We start from the raw sequence: 24,238 nt of genomic DNA, 5'->3' as shown, positions 1-24,238 counted from the left end.
GCAGACCGCTCGGCCGCCTGCTCATCGATCCCGTCCGCCGCGCGCTAGGCAAAGGGGTTCACCTTCGTCTGCACCGCCGCGATGCGTGCGAGCGGGACGATCCGCCCGGCGATCTCGGCGTAGTCGGCGGCGACCATCTCGAGGTGCCCGCGGACCGTTCCGCGGGAGGCCCTGAGTTCGATGGCGATCTCCTCGTGCATCGCCGCGAGCCGACGCAGAGCCGAGGCCATGCCGAGGCGCTCGAGGACGTCCTCATCCCGACGATGCCTGCGGGTGCCGACTCGGAGTTCGAACACGCCGGCCAGTGAGACGATCGTCGTCTCAGCGGCGGTGAGGACGATGATCCCCGCCCCGAGGGACGTCAGCCTCCCCGTGATCTCGCGGCTGTCGGTCGAGACCCGGATCTCGTGTCCGAGCGCTCCGCGCAGACGCTCGAGGAGCGTGCGCTCGGCGGCATGGGAGGCGAGCTCATCGGCGAGTTCGCCCCGACGGGCGTGACGCTGCTGCCATGCGTGCATGGCTTCGAGGTCGTCGAGGAAGGCATCGATGCGCTCATCCATACGGTGAAGCTTGCCCGAGGCGGTCGCACCGCGCAAGAGCCGACGACGAAACTACAGCGGAGTAGTTATCCCGGGACTGTTGACATCAAACTTCATCAAACGTCAATATAGTCGAACATCACCTATCAAGGATGTTCGACATGTTTCTTCTTGCGCTCTGTGCCATCACCTGGCTCGCTCTGCTCGGGTCGTCGGTGTCCCTGTGGGTCCTGCTCGAGCGGCCGCTCGGAGCGAGCGACCTCGTCATCCTCGTGCTCGTCACCACGGCCGCCGCTGCGTTCGCCCGGCTCGGCCTCATCTCCCTGCTCGGTCTCGCGCTGCGGATCCTCCCGCACGGCCGAGTGCGCTCGTGGGTCTCGGCGCTCGCACTGCGCTGGGCGCCGCGCCTGCTCGGATCGACCATCCTCGCCGCCGTCGCAGTCACCGGCACCGCGGTGACCGGCTCCGCTGCCGACCGGGTCCGTGATCCGAGCGCCGAGGCGGTGTCTGCGACCGCAGCCCTCGACCCCGACCGAGCACCCGATCCGGGGTGGCCGACGATCCCCGCGGACCCGCGGGATCCGGGATGGCCGACGACCGGCCCGGACGATGACGATCGCCTCGGCGATCCCCCACCCCCGACGGACCCACCCGACGGGCCCGAGGCCTCCGACGGCGACGGGACCGCTGACGATGCGGACGAGGCCGATGACCGCGATGGATCCGATTCCCCGCGCACGCACGTCGTCACTGCCGGTGAGAGCCTGTGGTCGATCGCGGGCGGGCTCATCGGGGCGGGCGACTCGCAGGCCGAACTCGTCGCTGACATCTACGCGGACAACCGGGAGGCGATCGGGCCCGACCCCGATCTCATCATGCCCGGACAGCGATTGGTCATCCGCTCATGACCGCCCCTCTCGTCCTCAGCCGTCCTCGCCGCGCCGCGCACAGGGCATCCGTCCCGCGACCGCCGACGACACCCGTCGAACCGATCGCCGACGACGCCGACCGCATCGCCGCAACGGCGACGTCGCTGGCCGTCGCCTGTCTCGAGATCTTCGCCGGAGTGCGGAGGAGCGAGTCGATCGGCCGCTGGGTCGATGCGGAACTGCTCGCGAAGATCGACCGGCGCGCGCGGCTGCGTGCGGAGATCGCCCCGGTCTCCACGGTCCGCGACCACGGCGCCGCACGCACACTGCAGGCGGAACGGGTGCGGGTCTGCCGCGTCCACGCGACCGTCGCCGAAGCGACGGTCATGGTCCGCACCCAGTCTCGGTTCCGGGCTGTCGCGGTCCGCCTCGAGCTCATCGCGAACCGGTGGACGATGACGGCTCTGGAGACGATGTGACGATCGCCCCGAGACGGCTCTCGGGGCGATCATCGGACTCAGCGCAGTCTCAGCGCTTGGCCTTCTTCTTCGCCCGGCGCTGCGCGCGGTTGGCCGGCTGCGGTGTTTCGTCGGAATCGGAGGAGTCCTCGGAGACCGCGGTGCCGCCGTCCTCGGAAGGCGCCGAGAGCTGCATCTTCGGGGTCGTGTGGCGCAGCTCCGCCGCATCGACCTCGACCTCGTCGTCCTCCCCGCCGCTGCCTTCCTGGCGGTTGACGGTCACCTGCAGGGTGTCGGTGAGGCGGACGACGTCCTCCTTGATCCCGTCCTGCATGGTCGTGAACATCTCGAAGCCCTCGCGCTGGTATTCGACGAGGGGATCGCGCTGGGCCATCGCCCGCAGCCCGATGCCGTTCTTGAGGTAGTCCATCTCGTAGAGGTGCTCGCGCCAGCGACGGTCGATGACCGAGAGGACGACGCGGCGCTCGAGTTCACGGGTCGCCTCCTCGCCGAGCTCCTCCTCCCGCTGGGCGTAGAAGACCTCGATGTCGGACTGGATCTCCGCATTCAGGCGGTTCTTCGTGAGGTTGCCCAGTCCTCCGACCTCCTCGGCGAGGTCCTCCTCGGTGATCGAGGGGGTGTAGATCTTGCCGAGGGCCTCGAAGAGCTCGTCGACCTTCCACTCCTCGACGGGTCCGGTCGTCGCCGCCTGGACGTAGGCGTCGATGACCTGCTCGCGGAAGCTCGCGACCTGGTCGGCGAGATCCTCACCGTCGAGCACCTTCCGCCGCTCGTCGTAGATGACGGTGCGCTGCCGGTTGAGGACGTCGTCGTACTTGAGCACGTTCTTGCGCTGTTCGGCGTTGCGCTGCTCGATCTGCGTCTGGGCCGAGAGGATGGCGCGGGTGACCATCTTCGATTCGAGCGGAACGTCATCGGGGACATTGGCCGTGGCCATGATCCGCTCCGCCGCTCCCGAACCGAACAGGCGCATGAGGTCGTCGGTGAGCGAGAGGTAGAACCGGCTCTCGCCCGGATCCCCCTGGCGTCCCGAACGGCCGCGCAGCTGGTTGTCGATGCGCCGCGACTCGTGGCGTTCGGTGCCGAGGACGTAGAGTCCGCCGAGTTCGACGACCTCTGCGGCCTCCGCCTCGACCTTCTCCTCCGCCTCGGCGAGGACCTCCTGCCACTGCGCCTCGTACTCCTCGGCGTCGTCGACGGGGTCGAGCCCGCGCTTCTCCATCTCGGACACGGCGATGAACTCGGCGTTGCCGCCGAGCATGATGTCGGTGCCGCGGCCAGCCATGTTCGTCGCCACAGTGACCGCGCCCTTCCGGCCGGCCAGCGCGACGATCGCCGCCTCACGCGCGTGGTTCTTGGCGTTGAGGACCTCGTGGCGCACCCCGCGCTTGGCGAGGTGCTTCGAGAGGTACTCGCTCTTCTCGACGCTCGTCGTGCCCACGAGCACCGGCTGACCGGTCTCATGGCGTTGGACGATGTCGTCGACGACGGCGTCGAACTTCGCGACTTCGTTCTTGTAGACGAAGTCCGGCTGGTCGACGCGCTGCATCGGCTTGTTCGTCGGGATGGGGACGACGCCGAGCTTGTAGGTCGACATGAACTCCGCGGCCTCGGTCTCGGCGGTGCCGGTCATGCCCGAGAGCTTGTCGTAGAGCCGGAAGTAGTTCTGCAGCGTGATCGTCGCCAGGGTCTGGTTCTCGGCCTGGACCTTGACCTTCTCCTTGGCCTCGATCGCCTGGTGCAGGCCCTCGTTGTAGCGCCGCCCCTTGAGCACACGTCCGGTGTGCTCGTCGACGATGAGGACCTCGCCGTCGAGGAGGACGTAGTCCTTGTCCTTCTTGAACAGCTCCTTGGCGCGGATGGCGTTGTTGAGGAAGCTGATGAGCGGAGTGTTCTCCGCGTCGTAGAGGTTGCCGATGCCGAGGTAGTCCTCGACGCGCTCGATGCCGGGTTCGAGGACGCCGACGGTGCGCTTCTTCTCGTCGACCTCGTAGTCCCGGTCGGCCTTGAGGCGGCCGACGACCTTGGCGAACTCCTCATACCATCGGTTCGCGTCGCCCTCGGCGGGGCCGGAGATGATGAGCGGGGTGCGGGCCTCGTCGATGAGGATCGAGTCGACCTCATCGACGATGGCGAAGGAATGGCCGCGCTGGACGAGCTCCTCGGCCGACCACGCCATGTTGTCGCGGAGGTAATCGAAGCCGAACTCGTTGTTCGTGCCGTAGGTGATGTCCGCGGCGTACTGCTTCCGTCGCTCGTCGGCGGGCATGTTCGCCTGGATGCAGCCCGTCTCCATCCCGAGGAAGCGGAAGACGCGGCCCATGAGCTCCGACTGGTAGGTCGCGAGGTAGTCGTTGACGGTGATGATGTGGACGCCGCCGCCGGTGAGCGCGTTGAGGTAGGCGGGGGCCGTGGCCACGAGCGTTTTGCCCTCACCGGTCTTCATCTCGGCGATGTTGCCGAGGTGGAGTGCGGCTCCGCCCATGAGCTGGACGTCGAAGTGCCGCATGCCCAGTGTCCGGCCCGAGGCCTCGCGCACCGCGGCGAAGGCCTCCGGCAGCAGCGAGTCGAGTGATTCGCCGTCCTCAACGCGCTTGCGGAAGCGGTCGGTCTCCTCGCGCAGCTCGGCGTCGGACATCTCGCCGAACTCGTCGGACAGCGCATTGATCGCGTCCGTGTACCGGCGGAGCTTCTTGAGCGTGCGGCCCTCACCGGTGCGCAGAAGCTTCTCGAGGATATTAGCCACTTCTCTCCTAAACGGCGCTGGACGCCTGACGACAACTCGAACGACTGTATAGTCCCTAGCTTAATGGCACGTGAGTGCCCGCCACATCCAGTGCGTCCGCCCCGAGCCACCTCCCCATCGCCGAAAGCTCCGCCACGAGCTCGTCGCAGTGCTCCTCGCCGGGCTCCCAGGTCACCCGGTGGGCGCGGAGGACCCCGGCCGCCCGATCGCGGTGGAGGTCGACGCGTCCGACGAGTCGATCGCCGAGGAGGAAGGGCAGGACGTAGTATCCGTGGACCCGCTTCGCGGCCGGGGTGTAGATCTCGATCCGGTAGTGGAAGCCGAAGAGCCATTCGATGCGCCGTCGGTAGAAGACGAGGGGGTCGAAGGGGGCGAGCAGCGCCCGCGCCGCGACGGTGCGCGGAGTCCTCGCCGCGTGCCACTTGAGCGCCGGAGTGCCCTCGACGTCGACCTCGACGAGCTCCCCCGTGGCGAGGAGGACCTCGATGGCCGCATCGGTCGGGGCCTGCAGCTGGCGGAAGTAGTCGGCCAGACAGTCGGGTCGGGCGACCCCGAGGGCGCGGGCGGCGATCCGGGTGAGCGCGAGGACGTCGTTGTCCTTGCCCGAGATCCCCCGTCGGCGCGCCGCGTCCGATGTGCGCAGACCGAGCTCGGGGTCGGCGTCCGTGCCGTAGGACAGCGGAGTCTCCCCGAGCAGGGGGCTGACGTCGCGGGGCAGGGCGTAGAGGCGTTCGAAGTGGTCGTTGCGTCCGGCCGCGCTCACTGCTCCCGCCGCGAACAGGGCCTCGAGCGCCATCTTCACCTGACTCGGATTCCAGCCCCAGTGGCCGCGGTGGCGTTCGGGGATCTCGTGGTCGACGAGCTCGGCGGCGGTGCGCGCGGTCTGCGGACCCGCTGCCAGTGCGTCGAGGAGTGCTGACTGCAGGCGGCGGAACTCCTCTCCGGTCTGCGGGTCGCGCTGCCCGTAGTCGTTGCGCCACCATTCGGCGCGGCTGCGGTCGAAGTGCCGCCAGGTCTCCGGGGGGGGGGGGGGGGACGAACGCCGCGGCGTGCGCCCAATACTCCACGCCCATCCGCGGCGCACGGTAGAGCAGACGGTCGAGACGGGCGCGCTCGTAGGGTCCGAGCCGGGAGCAGAAGGGAAGGTAGTGGGAGCGCACGACCCGGGCGACGGAGTCGATCTGCGCCAGCCCCATCCGGGCGAACGTCGCCTTGAGATGACGAGCGGTGACCTGCTCCGGTCGCGGGCGGTCGAGGCCGGTGGCGGCGATCGCGGTCCTCCGCGCCGCTGCGAGAGACATTCGCTGCATGGGCCCACCCTAGGCCACGGCACCGACACGGCGGTCTCGGCACTCTTGTGAGCGCGCCGGTCCGGCGGGCATCGAGAGCCGGGGACGAGCGATGACCGAACGGCTGAGGCGGATCGGCCGAACGGCCGAGGTGGGAGGGCTTCCTGCCGGGAAGGATGGGAGACCCAAGCGGACAACTGCACAGAACAGGACATCACCATGAAGAAGGTCGTCATCGCCCTCACGCCACCCTCTCCGTCTTCGCCGTCGGCATCGGCGCGCTCTTCCTCTGGGAGTACCGGTCGAAGGCCCAGCTCGAGGCACAGGTCGAGGACTACCTCGGCGCCTGCGATCTCTCCCCGACGGCGATGGACGTCCGCGGCCGCCCCTACATCCTCTCCGCGATGTCGGACCGGGCGGAGCTCACCTACGTCGACATCGCCCCGCAGCCGGGCATGACGAAGGACCAGCTGCTCATCCAGGAGCTCAAGGACGGCAGCGCCGAGCGCGTCCGCCGCTTCGTCACCTTCGCCTACCCCTCGCAGGATGCCGCCCCGATCACCGAATCGGACGGGTCCTTCTCGGATCGCGCGCGCATCGACGGCACCCCGGTGACGTTCTCGGGAACCGCCGCCGACGGCACGCTCACGGTCTTCGCCGACGGCCGACCCATGGGTGAGCTCAGGCTCCCGCGCGACGTCGCACTCCGGGGCGTGTTCGCCAACGAGGCCGGGGTCGCCGCCGAGCTCGAATACGCCGCGAACCTCTGCGGATGAGTCAGCCGCGGCGACTAGACTGGGACGCGATGAAGACCGTCCTGCCCTGGCTGTGGATCGCGCCGCTGCCGCTCACCCTCCTCCTCGATGTCACATCGGACGGAGGCTGGCCGATCCTCGTCGGCAACCTCGTCGCCGTCACGGTCGCGCTGCCCGCGCTCTGGCTCGGGCAGCGCGCCGCCGCACCGCGTCCCGCCTTCCTCCGCCTCGCTGCCGCAGCACTCATCGTCGCAGCCGGCGTCGTCGCCGTCTCCCAGCTGCTCAGCCTCACAGTGCTCTGGCTCTCGCTCGTCGCCCTCGCACACCTCTCCCGCCGCTTCACCGACCCGCTGTCGGTGGGCCTCCTCACCGTCCTCGCCCTCACCGCGGTCGTCGTTCCCGGTCTCATCCCCGGCGACGGCCTCACCTTCGCCTTCGGTGCCTCGACGCTCGTCGTCGCGGCACTGGCTCTGGGTCTGCTCATGCGGATGTTCGACCGTTCCCTCCATCAGCGCCAGGCCACCGCCGCCGAGGCGGAGCGCCGTCGCATGGCCACCGACCTCCACGACCTCGTCGCCCACGAGGTCACCGGGATCGTCGTCCTCGCCCAGGCCGCCTCGCGCGCAGAGGATCCGTCCGTGCTGCGGGCAGCGCTCGGGCGCATCGAGGAATCGGGGTCGCGTGCCCTCGAGGAGATCCGCTCCCTCGTCGCCTCCCCGGCCGGCACCGCCGCCGCGGCACCGACGGCACCGACCGCGCCGACCGCTGCGGGACCCGAGGCGCTCGAGCGGCGCCTCGAGGAGTTCGGCGCCAGCGACGACGCCTCGACGCAGAGCGGCATCGACCTCCCAGAGCCCGTGCCGACCGCCGTGTGGGCGACGCTCGACCGCGTCCTCGTCGAGGCTCTGACGAACGTCCGTCGGCACGCGGGCCCGGGGGCGCACGTGTCCATGACGATCGCGAGCTCTCCCGACGCCGTCGCCCTCACCGTTGAGAGCACCGGAGGCCTCGGCGGCATCGGCCGCGGCGGCGGGACCGGTCTGCACGGTCTGCGGACCCGGGTCGAGGACCTCGGCGGGGACTTCGCTGCCGGCCTGATCGACGGTTCCTGGCGGCTGCGCGCCCGACTCCCGCTCGCCGCAGCCCCTCCGTCCGGCGGCACCCTCTCGCCCGGCGACGCCCCGTCGCCCGGCGGCGCCCCGTCCGCACATGCCCGCCCCCACACCCCCGAGAGCGGAGACCGCCCATGATCAGAGTCCTCGTCGTCGACGACCAGGAGATGGTGCGGATGGGCTTCACGCTCATCCTCGACGCCGATCCTGAGATGACCGTCGTCGGCCAGGCCGCCGACGGGGTCGAGGCGATCGGTCTGGCGAAGTCCGAGGATCCCGATGTCATCCTCCTCGACATCCGCATGCCCCGCCTCGACGGACTCGCAGCCCTCCCCCGGCTCACCCCGCTGGCGAAGGTCATCATGGTGACGACCTTCGACGACGAGGACTACGTCGACTCCGCACTCGCCGGCGGAGCCAGCGGCTTCCTCCTCAAGGACGCCGGCCCCGACCTGCTGCTCGCCGGGGTCCGTGCCGCGGCCGCCGGCGACGCCCTCATCTCCCCCTCGCTCACCCTCGACCTGCTCAGCCGTCGCACGGGGTCGGCCCCTGCCCACGACGACCGGGTCGCGCGGCTGAGCGACCGCGAGGCCGAGGTCGCCCGCCTCGTCGCGACCGGACGGACGAATCAGGAGATCGGGGCCGAGCTCTTCATCTCCCTGGGCACCGTCAAGACGCATCTGGCGAACATCCAGGCGCAGCTGGGGGCGCGCAACCGGGTCGAGGTCGCCGCTGCGATGTGGGAGTCGGGAGCGATGAATCAGCCGAACGGCTGAGTGCCTCCGGCCACGCGGCCGATCGAATCCGCCTCGGCGCCGACGAGGATGGATCCCATGAACTCAGAACCGATGACACTCTCATCCCACGACGTCACTGCCGCCCCGACGCGGCGCCCCCGCCGCATCGCCGCCCTCGATGTCCTGCGCGGCTTCGCCCTGTGCGGGATCATCCTCGTCAACCTGCCGCCGCTCTTCGGGCTCAGCTCCGTCACCGCCGAGGGCGAGGTCCTCCCCCTCTACGCACTCAGTCAGGACCTCGTCCAGAACCGCTTCTTCCCGATCTTCTCGTTCCTCTTCGGCATCGGCTTCGGCATCATGTGGCTCTCGGCCAGCCGTCGCAGCCCCCGCCCTCGCCTCGCGCTGCTGCGCCGATTCCTCTTCCTCGGCGTCCTCGGCGCCCTCCACATGCTCCTGCAGCCCGGCGAAGCGCTCCTGCCCTATGCGATCGCCGCGCTCGTCGTCCTCCTGCCCTCGACGTGGATCCCCTCCCGCCTGCTCGCGCCGGTGACGGCCTCCGTCGGTGCGCTCCTCCTTCTCGCCGGCGTCGCGACCGGCGGCGGTATGGCCATCATCCCGGGACTCTTCCTCGTCGGCTTCGCCACCGGCTGCACCGACCTCGTCCGCCGCAGCCTGGCGCGCCCCGGTCTCCTCGCCCTCACCGGGGGCCTGGCCGCCGCCGTCACGGTCGCAGGCTTCCTCCTCACGGACTTCCAGACCCGGCAGATCGACCAGTGGATCAACGCCTCACTCGGCATGACGATGGCTCTGAGCTTCGTCACCGGCATCATGCTCCTCATGCGCACCCCCGCCGAGGCGGTGCTCACCCCCGTGCTCGCCCCGCTGGGTCGGATGGCGCTGAGCAACTACATCGGCGCAACCCTCCTCCTCGTCGGCGTCCGCTTCCTCGTCCCCGACCTCGCCGCGTTCGACGACCAGGGCGGCTACCTCGCCGGACTCGTCGTCTGCGCCGGGATCCTCGCCCTCCAGATCGTCGTCTCCGCGCTGTGGCTGCGCGTCTTCTCGCAGGGCCCGCTCGAGCGCCTCTGGCGCCTCGTCACGTGGGGTCGCGGCAGGACCGAGAGCGCTCCCGCGTCCGCGCACTGACAACCGAAGGGCGGCCATCCCCGTGGGGACGGCCGCCCTGTCCGTGCGCCGACTCGCAGTCGGTGCCGGCGCGCCCGAGCGCGCAGGCTCGACGTCTCAGTCCGTCAGCGCCTCTTCCGGGGCGAGCTCCTCATCGAGGGCGATGACGCCGTAGCTCCAGCCCTTGCGGCGGTAGACGACCGAGGGCTTCTGCGAGGCCTCGTCGATGAAGAGGTAGAAGTCGTGTCCGACGAGCTCCATCCGGTTGAGCGCCTCCTCGATGCCGATCGGGGCGGCAGCGAACGACTTCTCACGAAGGACGACCGGGGAGTCGCCCTCGGCCTTGATCCGTCCGTTCGTCCGATCGGGGCCTGCGGCCGCGTCGGTCTCGGCGGACTCCGTCCCACCGTCTGTGGGGACGATCGGGTCGGCCACGGGCATCTTCGCGAGCGCCTCAGCGGTCGACTCCTTGCGGTGATGGCCGGCACGGGACACCTTGTTCCGGTCTCTGGCCCGTCGGAGTCGTTCGACGAGCTTCGCCCAGGCGAGGTCGAGGGCGGCGTACTTGTCACTGGCCATCGCCTCGGCGCGGATCACCGGACCCTTCGCCACGACGGTGAGCTCGACCCGCTCACTCGTCTCCGGCTGCCGCGTGTTCTTGTCGTGAGCGACGTGGACCTCGACACGCTGCGCCCTCGGTGCGAGCTGCTCGACCTTGGCGATCTTGTCTTCGATGTGCGCGCGAAAGCTGTCGGAGATGGTCAGTTGGCGTCCGGTGACAACAATGTCCATGATGGGTCCTTAGCGACTCGTTCTTCGGAGGAATCCGATCCCATTCCCTTGGATGGGTAAACACCGTTATACAGTAAAGGGAGAGACAAATCGAGTGCCCCCACGGCCGAGCCCGATGACCGCGGCTGCAGTGGGCCTGACCTGCACCGATGTCAAGACGCGTGTGCTTTCGGCCAAGGTTGCGCCGGTGGTCGAGAAATCGTCGACGAGCAGCGTCGTCGGCATTTCCCGGCCGATCTCGGCGGCGTAGTCGGGAATGAGGAATTGCGACTGCCGGGCATTCTCCGCCCGGGCGTGGGCGCCGAGTCCGACCTGATCGTGTCGTCGCCTCGCGACGAGGACGTCGGCGACGACGAGCGAGAGCTCCGGTGAGAGCGCTGCCGCGCGGCGCGCGAGGACTGCGGTGTGCGACCCGCCGCGACGCCGCTTCGCCTGCTCCGAGCTCGGGGCGGGCACGACGCGCACCGGGCCGCCGGAGTGGCCGACGAGGTCGAGGGCCGCGACGATCGAACGGGCGAGGCCGAGCGCGAGGGGGTCGAGGATGTCGCGCCGCCCATTGTCCTTGAAATTGACCACCATGTGGGACAGGCGCGAATTGTATTCCGAGACCCCGACGACGGGCAACGTGGCGTACCGCGTCTCCATCGCCCGCGGGATCCCGCCGAGGAGCTGGAGGCACGTCGTGCACAGCGAGACGGTCTCCCGCCCGCATCCCGCGCAGCGCCGCGGCAGGAAGAGTTCGGAGAGCTCGCTGAGCAGACCCATGTCCGTCCTCAGCCGGGGTAGGCGGGATCCTTGGCGGTGACGTCGATGAGCTTCTGCCACGCGTTGGAGTTGTACGAGTAGATCTCCCCCGCGCTGCTCGTGACGAGGATCGATCGACCGTCCTCTCCGGCGGCGATGCGGTCCCCGCCGCCGGGCAGCTGTCCGAGCTGCTCGGGTGGTCCGGAGACGCCGACGCGGTAGGGCTGGACGGTCTCCCCCGGCAGCTGGGCGAGTGCGGCGAGCGAGGTCGAGCCCGCCCAGGAGATGTCCCTGATCTCCGTGAAGTACGAGCCGACCTGGAGCGGGGCGTCGGCGAGCGCGGACGACGGGTTGCCCGCCCGGTCGCGGGGAATGCCGACGACGTCGATGCGCGCGGGCTCGCTGCCCTGCCGGCTGAGCACCGCGAGCCGTGTGCCGTCGCGGGAGACCTCGAGGTCGAGCAGGTCCCGACCGGAGAGGAAGTCCGCGGACACCCGGTAGACCTCGTCGTCGCGGCCGACGGCGATGATCTCGCCCTTGTTCTTCCGCTCCCCCGTCCAGATCGTGTTGAAGCGGTCGATGCTCGGGCCCTCGAGCGACTCACCGCTGAGCACGGTGCGCGCTTCGGACGAATCGGCTTTGAGACGGCGGAGGTTCTTCCCGCCCTCGGAGAGGTAGGAGTAGATCGAGTCGTCGAAGGACACGGCCGGGTCGCTCGCCTCGGCGCCCTTGAGGTCCGGACTGTTCTCCACCCTCGCCACGGTCGTGCCCGAGATCCGGGAGATCCGGTTCTCGGCGATGACGACCGGCGGTCCGTCGACCTGGACCGAGGAGTCGGTCTTCGGCTGCAGGCTCTCCGAGACGACCTGACCGCCGATGCTCAGCTCGACGCTCGAGATCGAGGGGATCGCTTTGAGGGTGGAGGAGATCTGCTGGCGGATGAGCCCCTTCTCCCTGTCCGTCGGTGCCGGGGTGAGGTTGCCGAGCGAGACTCGGGCGACTCCGCTCTCGATGGTCACGACGTTCGAGTCGGCGAGCTTCGCCCCGTCGGGAGCCGCTGTGACGACGGCGCCGGCGAGGTAGGGGGCGGGACCGGCGAGGAGTTCGTTGATGATCGCCGTCGGCGTCGACGAGGAGCGGAGGAACCACCGCGAGTCGGGCACGAGATAGGAGAAGTCGGAGGTGAAGAACTCGAGCGAGTAGTTGAGGAAGATCGTGCGGAACGTCGTGCGGGAGACGAGGAGTCCGTTGGGCGCCGAGGAGATCCGCCACTCCCCGTTCTCCTGCCGGAGGGAGAACTCGAGGTTCGACCGCGTGTTCGGCGTCGCCGAGGAGAAGACCCCTGAGGAATCGACGATGCCGACGACGGGGGCGGACATCGTCAGCGTCTTCTGATCCGAGGTCACCTCGTAGTTGAGGGAGTCGATGTCCGTGTCGCCGGGGAGCACGGAGACGGAGGCGAGCGGATTCCACTCCTGGGCCTCGGCCTCGGTGAGGAACGACTTCGCGACGGCGAAGTTGTTGCCGGTTCCGGCACCCGCGGCGAGGAAGCCGCGGACGATCTCACCGACGCTGTCGCCGGGTTTCGGCCCGTCGGGGATGCGCGCGCTGTCGGCGCCGGGGTCGTTCGATCGGGCCTCGAGGTGCCCGACGGGTGAGCTCGTCGGGATCGACGAGCACGCCGAGAGCACGAGCCCGAGCAGCACAGCGAGGACGATGGCGGCGAGTCGCCGCAGGTGTCCGGTCGTCGTCATGGGCGTCCCTCCTGTGTCTCCGCGGGCGGTTCCTCGACCGTGCCGGTCGCTGCCGTCGCCGGCTGCTGTGCCGCCGCGTGCCGTGCCCCCGACTGCTCCGGGGCGGTTGCGGCGGCAGCGGGCGCTGCCTGCGCGGTGCGACCGCCCGACCTCTCCGGCGCAGCGTCCGCGTCGGGTTCGGTCTCGACGACGATCGGGATCGATCCGGTCTGGATCCGCACCGAACCGTCGGATGACAGCGGCCCGGCGACGAGCGCGGCACCGCGGATCTGGGCGTCGCGCGGCGGCAGAGGCAGCGGCGAGGAGGTGATCTCCTGGTCCGGTCGCCGGGGGATCGTCAGCCGGAAGCACGACCCCTCCCCCGGGTTGCCCCACACCTGGAGCCAGCCGTTGTGGAGGTGCGCGTCCTCGAGCGAGATCGCCAGGCCGAGGCCCGAACCGCCCAGGGTCCGCTTGCGCGCGGGGTCGGCCCGCCAGAACCGGTCGAAGACGTGCTCGACCTGCTCCTCGTTCATGCCCACGCCGTGGTCGCGCACGCTCACCGCCACCGCCTCGGCGTTCGAGGCGACGTAGACGTCGATCGGCTTGCCCTCGCCGTGCTCGATGGCGTTGACGACGAGGTTGCGGATGATCCGGGTGATGCGCACGCGGTCGATCTCGGCCATCACCGGCGACGAGGGGGCGTGGACGACGATGTGCGTCGACATCTGGTCGGCGACCATCGAGACGTTCTCGATGACCGAGGTGACGATCGCGCAGACGTCGACGGGTTTGGCGACGAGGGCGGCGGCGCCGGCATCGTAGCGGGAGATCTCGAGCAGGTCCGAGAGCAGGCTGTCGAAGCGCTCGGCCTGCGAGTTGAGCAGCTCGGCGCTGCGGGCGGTGACCGGGTCGAGGTCGTCGCGGGCATCGTAGATGAGGTCCGCGGCCGCGCGGATCGTCGCGAGCGGCGTGCGCAGCTCGTGGGAGACGTCGGAGACGAACTGCCGCTGAAGCACGGACAGCCGTTCCATCTGCTGGATCTGGTGCTGGAGGGTGTCGGCCATGTCGTTGAAGCTCTCCCCGAGCACGGCGATCTCGTCGTTGCCGTGGACGGGCATCCGCTCGTCGAGGTCGCCGTCGGCGATGAGCCTGGCCACCTCGGCGCCGGTGCGCACGGGGGTGACGACGAGCCGGGTGACGATCCACGCGACCGCGCCGACGAGGACGACGAGGACGAGGGCGGCGACGAGCATCGAGCGCTGGACGAAGTCGAGCGTGTTCTGCTGCTCGCGGAGGTCGCCCAGGTAGTAGAGCTGGAACTGCCCCGCACCGGGGATCGTCAGCTCCTGGGTGATGAGCAGGCCCGGTCCCGCATCGCCGGGCAGACTCACCGACTGGTAGAGCATGTCATCGGTAGGGGCCTGTCCGATGGCCGCCTGGAGATCGTCGCTGACGGGCATCGCCGACACGGAGCCTGCGGAGGAGTCCATGCCCGCGCTGATCGTCGAGAACGCGGAGTTCGGGTCCTTCGGCTCGAGCGAGAGCGCGTAGACGGACCCGGTCGACCGGTTGTAGATCGACGACAGCTGCGCTGAGAGGTTCTCCTGGGTGATCGCCTGCCCGTCGGCGGGGGCGACGCTGCGCAGCTCGGAGACGATGTTCGACGCCTGCCCGGAGAGCGAGTCGAGTCGGGTGTCGAAGAGTCCGCGGGAGATCTGCTGGGACATGTACGTCCCGACGCCGAAGATCGCCACCGAGGTGAGGATGATGGTGAGGACGACGATGCGGACCTGGAGGGAATAGCTGAAGGACCTGCGGACGAACTCCCAGAACGTCTTCAGACTCTCAGCGGTGGTGCGGAGGGCTCCGCGCACGGCGGAGGAGGGTTTCACGCGGCTCGGCCTGCCTTGTATCCGACGCCGCGCACCGTGACGATGATGTCCGGCTTCTCCGGGTCACGTTCGATCTTCGAGCGCAGACGCTGCACGTGGACGTTGACGAGGCGGGTGTCCGCCGCGTGCCGGTATCCCCAGACCTCCTCGAGCAGGGTCTCCCGGGAGAACACCTGCCACGGCTTGCGAGCGAGCGCGACGAGGAGGTCGAACTCGAGCGGGGTGAGCGAGATCGGCGCCCCGCCCTTGGTCACGGTGTGGCCGGCGACGTCGACGACGACATCGCCGACGGTGAGCAGTTCGGGGGCCTGGGGTTCGGAGATCCGCAGGCGCGCGCGCACGCGTGCGATGAGCTCCTTGGGCTTGAACGGCTTGGGCACGTAGTCGTCGGCACCGGATTCGAGTCCGAGGACGACGTCGACGGTGTCGGACTTCGCGGTGAGCATGATGATGGGGACGGACGAGACCTCGCGGATCTCACGGCACACTTCGAGTCCGTCCTTGCCCGGGAGCATGAGGTCGAGGAGGACGAGATCGGGTCCCACCTTCTGGAACTCGTCGAAGGCCTGGTCGCCGGTCGCGCAGAAGAAGGGCTCGAAGCCCTCGCTCTTGAGCACGATTCCGATCATCTCGGCCAGGGCCGTGTCATCATCAACTACGAGGATACGCGCGTTCATACCCCTATTGTCGCCCAAAGTCCGGTGAAGTTTCGACCATGACACTCTCCCCCTGACTTCCATGGCAGGATTGAGGGTGATGGGACGCACGAACGCATGGACTTCGCAGGTCAACTGGCATACGGGCCGGTGGCAGACCCGCGGTCCCGCTCCCGGTCCGCAGCCGTGGTCACCGCCGCTGAGGCGAGGGATCCTCGCGAAGCGGCCCCTGACGTTCTTCGAGGTCCTCGACTCCGGCTTCCGCCTGCTCCGCTTCGCCCCCGGACCGGCGATCGGCGCCCCGCTCATCGTGCTCAGCCTCTGGACCCTCCTGCTCACCGCAGTCGGCACCGGTCTCGCCCTCACCTTCCTCCCCTTCCTCCGCGACCTCATGGGCAACGACGAGGCGCTCTCCGGGTTCTCCCTCCTCGCCCAGCTCGGGTCGTTCGTCTTCAGCCTCCTCAGCCTCGGCCTCGTCCACTTCCTCGCCGGGCTCACCGTCCCCGCCGCTGAGGCCTCCTTCGGGGCGAGGCGGATGGGGTTGGCCGAATCATGGCGGGCGCTGCGCGGCCGGCGGTGGCGTCTCGTCCTCGCCGCCGGACTCATCACCGGCATCGACCTCGGACTCCTCCTCGTCCTCCTCGTCCCCGCGACCCTGCTCAGCCTCGCCGAGGCGACCGTGCCCGCCGTCGTCGTCGGCGTCCTCTCCCTCCTCCTCTGGGTCTGCGCGGTCGTCTGGGTCAACCTCCGCCTCGCACTCGTCGGCACGGCCATCGGCGCCGAGGGGCTGCGCGTGCCCGCGGCCGTGGCCCGGTCATGGCGGCTCACCGGTCGCGGCCTCTGGCGCCTGCTCGGTCAGCTCGGTCTCGGCTACGTCCTCTCCAACCAGCTCATCCAGCTCATCCTCAGCCCGTTCCTCCTCGTCGTCACCACCCTCGCCGTCATCGGCCTCGCCGCCGCCGAGGGCGACGTCGCGGTGATGACCGCGATCGGCATCGTCGTCGGGGCAGTCGTGCTCGCCCTGACGACGATCTCCTCGGCTGTCCTCTTCGGCTACTTCTCGTGCCTCGTGTGCGCGTGCTACTTCGATGCCAGGATGCGCGGCGAGGGCTACGACCTCGTCCTCATCCGCGGTGAGGAGGAGCGCAGCGCATGAACACTGCCGCCGTCCTCGCCGCCGCCCCCGTCGACCGCGACACCGGGCGGAGGTGGCTCGAGGAGGAGCTGCGCCGCGACGAGTACTCCGCGACCGACCTCACCCCGCTCGAACGACTCGGCCGCTGGGTCGACGACATGCTCTCCGGGCTCGTCTCCGCCGCTCTTAGCGGGAACTCCCCGTGGCTCCTCCTCCTCGTCGTCCTCGCCCTCGCAGCGATCGTCGTCCTCATCGTCTGGCGGGTCCGGCGCCTCGGCCTGCGCCGGGTGCAGGTGCCCGTGAGCGCCTTCGACGCCGTCGTCGCCGCCCCGCAGCCGCAGCCGTGGCGACAGAGCGCGCAGGCCGCAGCGGACCGCGGGGACCTCCGCACCGCCGTCGCCGACCAGGCACGCGCGATCTTCGCCGTCCTTGCGCTGCGCGGCGTCGTCGACCTCGACGACGCGGCCACCGCGAGCGAACTCGCCCGCACCGCAGGCCGGGCCGTCCCCTCCCGTGCGGAGGACCTCGACCGGGTCGCCGAGGTCTTCAACGACCTCGTCTTCGGCGAGGAGTCGGCACCGCAGCGTTCGGACGACGAACTGCGCGCGCTCTTCGCACAGTTCGTCAGCCTCGACGCCGCTCTCTCCCGCCTCCCCGCGGGCCCACAGACGGGAGCGCTGCGATGAGCGCCTCCCTCGACGTCGCCGCCCGCGGCACCCACAACGCCCCCACCGTGGGTCTGCGGACCCGGATGCGCTCGGCCGGGGTGTGGATCGTCGGCGTCGCCGTCGTCCTCCTCACCGTCATCGTCACGATGCTCCTCGGCGACGACGGACAGCCAGCCGACCCCCTCCACTTCGATTCGACGCAGCGCGACGGCACGAAGGCGCTCATCGAGACGCTGCGCGACCACGGCACGCAGGTGAGCACGACAGAGGACGCCCAGGAGGCCCGGGAGGCCAGCGCCGTGCCGGGTACGACGCTGCTCATCCTCACCGGCGCCGAGGGACTCTCCCGGGGCGACGTCGACGGCCTCACCTCGGCGCTGGCCTCCCAGGGCAACCGGCTCGTTCTCGTCGACCCAGGCGTCGCGGTCGCACGCTTCACCGCGCGCCTCGCCGCCGACGCCGACTCCGACCCGCTCGCCCAGCCCGATGCGACCTCCCCGCCCGACTGCCCGCTGCCCGCGGCCCGTGCCGCCGGCGAGGTGAGCACCGGGCAGACCCGCTACGAGCCGGTCGACGGCGCCACCGTGTGCTATCCCTTCACCGGTCCGGGCGTCGACGAGCAGACGAGTCCTGCGGGTCAGCTCGTCGTCGACGACGGCGGCCGGTTCCCCGTCACTGTCCTCGGCAACCCCGCATGGGTGAGCAACGGGACGATCACCGAGGACGGCAACGCGGCGCTTGCCCTCTCGACGCTCTCGCAGACCGACCGCCTCGTCGTCTACTACCCGCGCCCGGACGCCTCCGGGGACGCTCCGCCGTCGACGCTCGACTACGTGCCGGACTGGTTCATCGCCGGCACCGTATGGATGCTGCCCTGCCTCATCGTCGTCCTCCTCGTCGCCGGCCGCCGCTTCGGCCCGCTCGCCGTCGAACGCCTCCCCGTCGTCGTCCCCGCCGTCGAGACCGTCCACGGTCGTGCCGCACTGGCCGAACGCAGCGGCGACCGCCTCGGCGCCCTCCACGCCCTGCGCACCGCCGCCCTGCTGCGCATCGCGCGCCGACTGGCACTGAGCTCGGAGGCCGGGCGGGAGGAGATCCTCGCCCGGATGAGCGCGACCACCGGACGCGACCCCACGCAGCTGAGAACGGTGTTCGTCACCGCGGTCCCTGCCGACGACCGCGAGCTCACCGCCCTCGTCGACCTCATCAGCACCATCGAAAGCGAGATCCCATGACCACAGGCCCTCACCCGCACGACCAGGCTCCCCCGGCACCCGCCCGGCCTCCGATGCCTCCCGCCGAGGCGACCCCGCGTTCCCCCGCCGGAGACGCAGCTCCCGGGCAGGGCGGCGACCCCGACCCGCTGCGGGCGGCCTTCGCCGCTGTGCGCGCGGAGATCGGGAAGGCCGTCGTCGGGCAGGACGATGCGGTCACCGGACTGCTCCTCGCGCTCCTGTGCCAGGGCCACGTCCTCCTCGAAGGTGTGCCCGGCGTCGCGAAGACCCTCCTCGTGCGCAGCTTCGCCACTGCTGTCGACCTCGACCACACCCGCATCCAGTTCACCCCCGACCTCATGCCCTCCGACGTCACCGGCTCCCTCGTCTGGGATGCCTCGGCGTCCGACTTCGAGTTCCGTCCCGGCCCAGTGTTCACCAACGTCCTCATCGCCGACGAGATCAACCGCACCCCGCCGAAGACGCAGTCGGCACTGCTCGAGGCGATGGAGGAGCACCAGGTCTCCGTCGGCGGGCGCTCCCGCAGCCTTCCCGAGCCGTTCCTCGTCGCCGCCACACAGAACCCGCTCGAGTACGAGGGCACGTACCCGCTGCCCGAAGCCCAGCTCGACCGGTTCCTCTTCAAGCTCGTCCTCACCCTGCCCGATCGCGACTTCGAGTACGAGATCCTCGACCGCCATGCCCGCGGCTTCGACGCCTCCCAGCTCACGGCCGCAGGGCTGAGGCCCGTCCTCGACGCCGCGATGATCGCCCGGGCCCGCTCGGCGATCGCCGGCGTCCACATCGCCCCGGAGATCATCTCCTACATCGTCGACCTCGCCCGGGCCACCCGGGAGGCGCCGTCGCTGGCCCTCGGCGTCTCCCCGCGCGGGGCGACGCGGATGCTCGCCGCCGCCCGGGCGTTCGCGTGGCTGGGCGGGCGCGACTACGTCACCCCCGACGATGTGAAGTTCCTCGTCCCGATGACGCTCGGCCACCGGGTCATCCTCCGTCCCGAGGCGCAGATGGACGGCCTGAGCGTCTCCCACGTCCTCGACTCGATCGTCGCGACGACCGATGTGCCCCGCTGAATGACCCCGCGCCTGCTCCTCCTCACGGTCTCAGGGATCGTCCCGGTCATGCTCGCCCCCGGCTGGCAGAGCCTGGCGATCACCGCCGGTGTCATCGTCGTCCTCGCCGTCATCGACCGGTTCGCAGCGCCCTCGCCGGCGCTCGTGCGCCTGCAGCGGACCCCGGGTCCGATGGTCCGCCTCGGCGACGACACCCGGTCGACGCTCACCCTCGTCAACGACTCCGATCGGCCGATCCGGCTGCGCGTGCGCGATGCGTGGCCCCCGAGTGCGGGTGCGCACGAGACGAGGACCCGCCTCACCCTGCCCCCGCACGGGACCCGTGAGATCACCACGGTGCTCTCGCCGAGGCGGCGCGGGGCTCTGGCAGCCGACCGGGTCACCCTGCGCACGACGAGCGTCCTCGGGCTCATCGCCCGGCAGAGGAGCGTCGACGTCCCGGCGACGGTCCGCGTCCTCCCGCCCTTCGTCTCCCGCCGGGAGCTGCCCTCGAAGCAGCAGAAGCTGCGCGAGCTCGACGGCCGCTCGGCGGTGATGATCCGCGGCATGGGCACCGAGTTCGATTCGCTGCGCGACTACGTCGACGGCGACGACGTCCGCTCGATCGACTGGCGGGCCAGCGCCCGCGCCCAGGACCTCGTCGTCAAGACGTGGCGACCCGAGCGCGATCGCCGCGTCGTCATCGTCGTCGACTCCTCGCGGCTCGCGGCCAGGCGCAGTGGAGAGGGCACGGTCTTCGACGCCGCCCTCGAATCGGCCCTGCTGCTCACGGCGCTTGCCGCCGGGGCCGGTGATCGCGTCGACGTCATCGTCGTCGACGCTCGGGTGCGGGCCACAGCGTCGAGCCACCGCGCCCACGATCCCGTCCACGACCTCTCCGTGGCGCTCACCCCCGTCGACCCTGAGCTCTATGACGCCGACTGGGAGCAGATCGCCTCGGCCGTGCTCTCATCGACCCGGCAGCGTGCGCTCGTCGTCCTCGTCACCGCCCTCGACGAGGCGACCGTGGCCGAGGAGATCCTGCCCGTGCTGCCCGCCCTCATGGCCCGGCACCGGGTCGTCGTCGCCGCCGTGAGCGATCCCGAGCTCGACGATCTCAGCGCCCGTCGCGGCGATGCGAGCGAGGTCTACACCGCCGCGGCCGCCGCCACCGAGATCCTCACCGTCCGGGCTGTGCGCTCGCGACTGCGCGGCCTCGGCGTCGACTCCGTGGCCGCGGTCCCCGACGATCTCCCCGGGGCCCTGGCCGACCTCTACATCCGGCTGAAGACGAGCGGGAGGCTCTGAGCTCAGCGGTCGGTCGCGACGATCTGGTAACCGGCTTCGTGGGCGTCGAGGTCGGCCGACAGCTGTGCGCGGGAGGACCGCCTGCCGAGGACGGCAGCGTAGACGACGACGGCGGCCGTGTAGGCGATGCCGATGGCGATCTTGACCAGCGGTGGGAGCGGGTTCGGGGTGACGAAGCCCTCGATGAGGCCGGAGAGGAAGAGCATGATGACGAGTCCGCCGGCGACGACGAGCAGGGAGCGGGCCTCGGTTGCGAGCTTCGTCCGCCGCAGCTGCGGGCCCGGGATCACCCACGCGAAGAAGAGCCGGAGACCGGCGGCCGCGGCGAGCAGGATGCAGCTGATCTCCGGGATGCCGTGCGGGAGGATGTAGAGGAAGAAGTCCGCTCCCCGATCGAACTCGAACATCATCGCTGCCGAGAAGCCGACGTTGACGGCGTTGAGGACGAGCCCCTGGACGACGAAGACGCCGGTGACGCCGAGGAGGACGAACTGGACGGCGATCCACGCGTTGTTCGTCCACACGCCCACGGCGAAGAAGCCGTTCGGGTTCTCCTTGTAGTACTCGACGAAGTCGTGTTCGGCGAACTGCTGCCGGGAGGCGCGGTCGCCGAAGGTCTCGAGCACTTCGGGGTGAGTGCCCGCCCATACCCCGGAGAGCACGGAGACCGAGAGGAAGAAGACCGCGACGGCGACGAAGTCCCAGCGCAGCCGGTAGAGCGACAGCGGCAGGGCGACGACGAAGAAGCGGCTGAGTCCCGAGAGCCCGCCGGCGGGGACGGAGGAGAGGTGGGTGCGCGCCCGGTGGACGATCGTCGAGAGCCGCGCGGCCTCGAGGGAGTCCGGGGCCACCGTCATGATCTGCGAGAGGTCCTTCGACGCCGCCCGGTAGAGGACGAGGAACCGCTCAGCCTGCGCCGGATCGAGCCGGTTGCGCTTGGCCAGGGCCGACAGCTCCCTCCACTGGTCCCCGTGCATCTCGGCGAGCAGGTTGGGATCCATGCCTCCACCCTAGACGATGCCGCCCCGGCATCGGGCCGCCGTGGAGCAGGTGTGCCAGGATGGTGGTGTGAGCACTCTGGTGACAGGCGAGGCCGTCGAACTCAGCGTCCAGCCCGCGGCGCTGGCCGCCCGCGCGCTCAGCTGCCTCATCGACGCCGTCGCCTACACGCTGGTCAACATCGGACTGCTCGTCGCGACGTTCTGGCTGCTCCTCCAGCTCCGGTCGCTCAACGGGCTGCTCCTCACCGCGGTGATGACGATGATGACGGTCGCCGTCTTCGTCCTCCTCCCCCTCCTCGTCGAGGTCCTCACCCGCGGGAGGTCGCTCGGCAAGCTCATCCTCGGCCTGCGGATCGTCCGTGACGACGGTGGGGCGGTCCGCCTCCGGCACTCCTTCGTCCGCGCCCTGCTCTGGCAGTTCGAGGTCATCGGGACCGGCGGTGGGATCGCCGCACTCTCGGGACTCGTGTCCCCGCAGACGAAGCGCCTCGGCGACTACATGGCCGGCACCATCGCGGTGAGCGAACGCGCGACTCCCCCTCCTCCGGTGCACACGCACGTCGCCCCGCAGCTCGTCCCCTGGCTTGCGGAGACCGACGTCTCCGCGGTGCCGGCCGGCCTGCGCCGCCGGATCGTCCAGTTCCTCGCCGTCGCCCCCGGGCTCGGCCACGAGTCACGCTGGCAGCGGGCGATCGAGCTCGCGACCGAGCTTAACCCCTACGTCGCCCCGGCTCCACCCGAAGGGACGCTGCCCGAGCAGTTCCTCGCCGCCGTCGTCGCCCGCCAGCGCGTGACCGACCGGGACAGGGCCCACCGCCGAGGTGCGCAGGCCGAGTCCTTCCGCGCCGGGGTCGACCGGCTGCCGCACGGCCTGCGGCTGAGCGCCGACCGGCAGCGGTAGCGGCGCTCAGTACCGGTAGTGGTCGGGCTTGTACGGCCCGGCGACGTCGACGCCGATGTACTCGGCCTGCTCCTTCGTCAGCTCGCTCAGCTGCGCCCCGAGCGCGGGCAGATGGAGCCGGGCGACCTTTTCGTCGAGCTCCTTCGACAGCCGGTGCACCGCATCGTCGTAGTCCGACCCTCGGGTCCACAGCTCGATCTGAGCGAGGACCTGGTTGGAGAACGAGGCGCTCATGACGAACGAGGGATGCCCGGTGGCGTTGCCGAGGTTGAGCAGCCGACCCTCGGAAAGGACGAGGATCTGCGTCGTTTCCCGTCCGAGTCCGGCCTCCGTCGGCACGGGGATGGTCCATTCGTGGACCTGCGGTTTGATCTCGACGACGCTCACCCCGTCGACGCGACGCAGGCCGGCAAGGTCGATCTCGTCGTCGAAGTGGCCGACGTTGCCGACGATCGCTCCCGGTTTGAGGCTGCGGAGGACGTCGACGTCGACGACGCGGGTGTTGCCGGTCGTCGTGATGACGATGTCGGCGACCTCGGCGACGTCGGGCAGGAGAGCCACCTGGTAGCCGTCCATCGTCGCCTGGAGTGCGCAGATCGGGTCGATCTCGGTGACGATGACGCGCGCCCCCTGACCGCGCAGCGCTTCGGCCGCGCCCTTGCCGACGTCCCCGTAGCCGACGACGACGGCGATCTTGCCGCCGATGAGGACGTCGGTGGCCCGGTTGAGGCCGTCGGGCAGGGAATGGCGGATGCCGTAGCGGTTGTCGAACTTCGACTTCGTCACCGAGTCGTTGACGTTGATCGCGGGGAACGGCAGGCGTCCCGCCTCGGCGAGGCGGTAGAGGCGGTTGACACCTGTCGTCGTCTCCTCGCTCACGCCCTGGATGCCCTCGGCCAGGCGGGTGAAGCGGCCGGGAGCCGCGGTCATCGCCGTCTCGAGCTGGGCGAGGAAGGCCCGATACTCCTCGGGGGCGTCCTCCCCGGCGGTGGGGACGCGGCCGGCGGCTTCGGCGGCCGCACCTTCGAGGACGTACATCGTCGCATCCCCGCCGTCGTCGAGGATGAGGGTGGGTCCTTCGGCGAAGTCGAAGATCCGGTCGGCCGCCCACCAGTACTCCTCGAGGCTCTCGCCCTTCCATGCGAAGACCGGGACCCCGGACGGCGCCTCCGGGGTGCCGTCGCCGACGACGACGGCGGCCGCGGCCTCATCCTGGGTGGAGAAGATGTTGCAGCTGGCCCAGCGGACCTCGGCGCCGAGGGCCACGAGGGTCTCGATGAGCACGGCCGTCTGCACGGTCATGTGGAGGCTGCCTGAGATCCTCGCCCCGGCCAGCGGGGCGGAGGCGGAGTACTCCTCGCGCAGCGCCATGAGGCCGGGCATCTCGCGTTCGGCGAGCCGGATCTGATGGCGTCCCGCCTCGGCGAGGGAGAGATCGGCGACCTTGAAGTCGGTGGGTGCGAGCACGGG

General features: G+C 70.2%; 22 protein-coding genes. 12 read left to right on the top strand and 10 right to left on the bottom strand.

Features of this window, described 5'->3' with window-relative positions; genetic code table 11:
* Positions 1-44: 44 nt before the first annotated feature.
* The gene (locus ACQ1RG_RS10800; RefSeq protein ID WP_009374867.1) at positions 45-560 is read right to left on the bottom strand and encodes a hypothetical protein; all 516 of its coding nucleotides are present in this window, start codon (positions 558-560) and stop codon (positions 45-47) included.
* Positions 561-700: 140 nt separating this feature from the next.
* Here ACQ1RG_RS10800 and ACQ1RG_RS10795 point away from each other — a divergent pair, with 140 nt between their 5' ends.
* The gene (locus tag ACQ1RG_RS10795; RefSeq protein WP_119296547.1) at positions 701-1,447 is read left to right on the top strand and encodes a LysM peptidoglycan-binding domain-containing protein; all 747 of its coding nucleotides are present in this window, start codon (positions 701-703) and stop codon (positions 1,445-1,447) included.
* On the top strand, positions 1,444-1,887 hold the full coding sequence (locus ACQ1RG_RS10790; protein WP_119296548.1) for an Rv3235 family protein: 444 nt from the start codon (positions 1,444-1,446) through the stop codon (positions 1,885-1,887). Before ACQ1RG_RS10795 ends, ACQ1RG_RS10790 begins: the two co-directional genes overlap by 4 nt.
* Before the next feature lie 49 nt (positions 1,888-1,936).
* Here ACQ1RG_RS10790 and secA read toward each other — a convergent pair whose 3' ends face one another.
* Both secA and ACQ1RG_RS10780 read right to left on the bottom strand, forming a co-directional pair.
* Entirely contained in the window at positions 1,937-4,633 is a 2,697-nt protein-coding gene (gene secA / locus ACQ1RG_RS10785) for a preprotein translocase subunit SecA (RefSeq protein ID WP_009374864.1), read from the bottom strand.
* A 55-nt stretch (positions 4,634-4,688) separates the two neighbouring features.
* A complete protein-coding gene (locus tag ACQ1RG_RS10780) occupies positions 4,689-5,717 on the bottom strand; it encodes a DNA glycosylase AlkZ-like family protein (RefSeq protein ID WP_430600113.1) in 1,029 nt (342 codons plus the stop codon).
* A gap of 381 nt (positions 5,718-6,098) precedes the next feature.
* On the opposite strand from ACQ1RG_RS10780, the gene ACQ1RG_RS10775 reads away from it, so the two are divergent.
* Genes ACQ1RG_RS10775 through ACQ1RG_RS10760 form a run of 4 tightly spaced genes read left to right on the top strand, consistent with a single transcriptional unit; the run spans position 6,099 to position 9,672 of the window.
* The gene (locus ACQ1RG_RS10775) at positions 6,099-6,698 is read left to right on the top strand and encodes a hypothetical protein (protein ID WP_119296551.1); all 600 of its coding nucleotides are present in this window, start codon (positions 6,099-6,101) and stop codon (positions 6,696-6,698) included.
* A gap of 29 nt (positions 6,699-6,727) precedes the next feature.
* On the top strand, positions 6,728-7,927 hold the full coding sequence (locus tag ACQ1RG_RS10770; protein WP_162909067.1) for a sensor histidine kinase: 1,200 nt from the start codon (positions 6,728-6,730) through the stop codon (positions 7,925-7,927).
* Entirely contained in the window at positions 7,924-8,565 is a 642-nt protein-coding gene (locus ACQ1RG_RS10765) for a response regulator (RefSeq protein ID WP_095375711.1), read from the top strand. The genes ACQ1RG_RS10770 and ACQ1RG_RS10765 overlap by 4 nt, the downstream gene beginning before the upstream one ends.
* Before the next feature lie 57 nt (positions 8,566-8,622).
* A complete protein-coding gene (locus tag ACQ1RG_RS10760) occupies positions 8,623-9,672 on the top strand; it encodes a DUF418 domain-containing protein (protein ID WP_259824210.1) in 1,050 nt (349 codons plus the stop codon).
* 96 nt (positions 9,673-9,768) lie between these two features.
* Here the strand turns inward: ACQ1RG_RS10760 and hpf are convergent, their stop codons facing one another.
* The 5 genes from hpf to mtrA all read right to left on the bottom strand — a co-directional run bounded on the left by hpf (position 9,769) and on the right by mtrA (position 15,492).
* Positions 9,769-10,443: a ribosome hibernation-promoting factor, HPF/YfiA family gene (gene hpf / locus ACQ1RG_RS10755; RefSeq protein WP_009374858.1), complete on the bottom strand. Its 675-nt coding sequence runs from the start codon at positions 10,441-10,443 to the stop codon at positions 9,769-9,771.
* A 66-nt stretch (positions 10,444-10,509) separates the two neighbouring features.
* Complete coding sequence (locus tag ACQ1RG_RS10750) at positions 10,510-11,208, bottom strand: ComF family protein (RefSeq protein WP_095375709.1); 699 nt, start codon at positions 11,206-11,208, stop codon at positions 10,510-10,512.
* 8 nt (positions 11,209-11,216) lie between these two features.
* Positions 11,217-12,941, bottom strand: a complete 1,725-nt coding sequence (locus ACQ1RG_RS10745; RefSeq protein ID WP_009374856.1) for an LpqB family beta-propeller domain-containing protein — start codon at positions 12,939-12,941, stop codon at positions 11,217-11,219.
* Positions 12,938-14,815, bottom strand: a complete 1,878-nt coding sequence (mtrB, locus tag ACQ1RG_RS10740) for an MtrAB system histidine kinase MtrB (protein ID WP_131248368.1) — start codon at positions 14,813-14,815, stop codon at positions 12,938-12,940. Before mtrB ends, ACQ1RG_RS10745 begins: the two co-directional genes overlap by 4 nt.
* Positions 14,812-15,492: an MtrAB system response regulator MtrA gene (mtrA, locus tag ACQ1RG_RS10735; protein ID WP_009374854.1), complete on the bottom strand. Its 681-nt coding sequence runs from the start codon at positions 15,490-15,492 to the stop codon at positions 14,812-14,814. The genes mtrB and mtrA overlap by 4 nt, the downstream gene beginning before the upstream one ends.
* Positions 15,493-15,571: 79 nt before the next feature.
* Here mtrA and ACQ1RG_RS10730 point away from each other — a divergent pair, with 79 nt between their 5' ends.
* Genes ACQ1RG_RS10730 through ACQ1RG_RS10710 form a run of 5 tightly spaced genes read left to right on the top strand, consistent with a single transcriptional unit; the run spans position 15,572 to position 20,866 of the window.
* Positions 15,572-16,627 carry a hypothetical protein gene (locus ACQ1RG_RS10730; RefSeq protein WP_131248369.1) on the top strand — a complete coding sequence of 352 codons (1,056 nt, stop codon included), beginning with the start codon at positions 15,572-15,574 and terminating at the stop codon, positions 16,625-16,627.
* Entirely contained in the window at positions 16,624-17,292 is a 669-nt protein-coding gene (locus ACQ1RG_RS10725) for a DUF4129 domain-containing protein (RefSeq protein WP_009374847.1), read from the top strand. Before ACQ1RG_RS10730 ends, ACQ1RG_RS10725 begins: the two co-directional genes overlap by 4 nt.
* Positions 17,289-18,509 carry a DUF4350 domain-containing protein gene (locus tag ACQ1RG_RS10720; protein WP_009374845.1) on the top strand — a complete coding sequence of 407 codons (1,221 nt, stop codon included), beginning with the start codon at positions 17,289-17,291 and terminating at the stop codon, positions 18,507-18,509. The genes ACQ1RG_RS10725 and ACQ1RG_RS10720 overlap by 4 nt, the downstream gene beginning before the upstream one ends.
* A complete protein-coding gene (locus ACQ1RG_RS10715; RefSeq protein WP_009374843.1) occupies positions 18,506-19,579 on the top strand; it encodes an AAA family ATPase in 1,074 nt (357 codons plus the stop codon). Before ACQ1RG_RS10720 ends, ACQ1RG_RS10715 begins: the two co-directional genes overlap by 4 nt.
* Entirely contained in the window at positions 19,580-20,866 is a 1,287-nt protein-coding gene (locus ACQ1RG_RS10710; protein ID WP_430600111.1) for a DUF58 domain-containing protein, read from the top strand.
* A 2-nt stretch (positions 20,867-20,868) separates the two neighbouring features.
* Here the strand turns inward: ACQ1RG_RS10710 and ACQ1RG_RS10705 are convergent, their stop codons facing one another.
* The gene (locus tag ACQ1RG_RS10705) at positions 20,869-21,867 is read right to left on the bottom strand and encodes a stage II sporulation protein M (RefSeq protein ID WP_063249427.1); all 999 of its coding nucleotides are present in this window, start codon (positions 21,865-21,867) and stop codon (positions 20,869-20,871) included.
* A 67-nt stretch (positions 21,868-21,934) separates the two neighbouring features.
* Between ACQ1RG_RS10705 and ACQ1RG_RS10700 the strand changes: the two genes are divergently transcribed.
* On the top strand, positions 21,935-22,768 hold the full coding sequence (locus tag ACQ1RG_RS10700; RefSeq protein WP_063249429.1) for an RDD family protein: 834 nt from the start codon (positions 21,935-21,937) through the stop codon (positions 22,766-22,768).
* Positions 22,769-22,774: 6 nt separating this feature from the next.
* On the opposite strand, the gene ahcY is transcribed toward ACQ1RG_RS10700, so the two are convergent.
* Positions 22,775-24,235: an adenosylhomocysteinase gene (gene ahcY / locus ACQ1RG_RS10695; RefSeq protein ID WP_101624565.1), complete on the bottom strand. Its 1,461-nt coding sequence runs from the start codon at positions 24,233-24,235 to the stop codon at positions 22,775-22,777.
* Positions 24,236-24,238: the final 3 nt, after the last annotated feature.

This window comes from Brevibacterium sp. K72, from assembly GCF_050562175.1.
Taxonomy (GTDB): Bacteria; Actinomycetota; Actinomycetes; order Actinomycetales; family Brevibacteriaceae; genus Brevibacterium; species Brevibacterium casei.
This window is presented reverse-complemented; position numbering and strand designations above follow the sequence as displayed.

Coding starts and splice junctions, on each gene's coding strand:
- ACQ1RG_RS10800 (WP_009374867.1), bottom strand. CDS start 560: ATGGATGAGCGCATCGATGCCTTCCTCGACGACCTCGAAGCCATGCAC.
- ACQ1RG_RS10770 (WP_162909067.1), top strand. CDS start 6,728: ATGAAGACCGTCCTGCCCTGGCTGTGGATCGCGCCGCTGCCGCTCACC.
- ACQ1RG_RS10730 (WP_131248369.1), top strand. CDS start 15,572: ATGGGACGCACGAACGCATGGACTTCGCAGGTCAACTGGCATACGGGC.
- ACQ1RG_RS10775 (WP_119296551.1), top strand. CDS start 6,099: ATGGGAGACCCAAGCGGACAACTGCACAGAACAGGACATCACCATGAA.
- ACQ1RG_RS10795 (WP_119296547.1), top strand. CDS start 701: ATGTTTCTTCTTGCGCTCTGTGCCATCACCTGGCTCGCTCTGCTCGGG.
- ACQ1RG_RS10715 (WP_009374843.1), top strand. CDS start 18,506: ATGACCACAGGCCCTCACCCGCACGACCAGGCTCCCCCGGCACCCGCC.
- mtrA (WP_009374854.1), bottom strand. CDS start 15,492: ATGAACGCGCGTATCCTCGTAGTTGATGATGACACGGCCCTGGCCGAG.
- ACQ1RG_RS10705 (WP_063249427.1), bottom strand. CDS start 21,867: ATGGATCCCAACCTGCTCGCCGAGATGCACGGGGACCAGTGGAGGGAG.
- ACQ1RG_RS10710 (WP_430600111.1), top strand. CDS start 19,580: ATGACCCCGCGCCTGCTCCTCCTCACGGTCTCAGGGATCGTCCCGGTC.
- hpf (WP_009374858.1), bottom strand. CDS start 10,443: ATGGACATTGTTGTCACCGGACGCCAACTGACCATCTCCGACAGCTTT.
- ACQ1RG_RS10760 (WP_259824210.1), top strand. CDS start 8,623: ATGAACTCAGAACCGATGACACTCTCATCCCACGACGTCACTGCCGCC.
- ACQ1RG_RS10750 (WP_095375709.1), bottom strand. CDS start 11,208: ATGGGTCTGCTCAGCGAGCTCTCCGAACTCTTCCTGCCGCGGCGCTGC.
- ACQ1RG_RS10720 (WP_009374845.1), top strand. CDS start 17,289: ATGAGCGCCTCCCTCGACGTCGCCGCCCGCGGCACCCACAACGCCCCC.
- ACQ1RG_RS10725 (WP_009374847.1), top strand. CDS start 16,624: ATGAACACTGCCGCCGTCCTCGCCGCCGCCCCCGTCGACCGCGACACC.
- ACQ1RG_RS10790 (WP_119296548.1), top strand. CDS start 1,444: ATGACCGCCCCTCTCGTCCTCAGCCGTCCTCGCCGCGCCGCGCACAGG.
- ACQ1RG_RS10765 (WP_095375711.1), top strand. CDS start 7,924: ATGATCAGAGTCCTCGTCGTCGACGACCAGGAGATGGTGCGGATGGGC.
- ACQ1RG_RS10745 (WP_009374856.1), bottom strand. CDS start 12,941: ATGACGACGACCGGACACCTGCGGCGACTCGCCGCCATCGTCCTCGCT.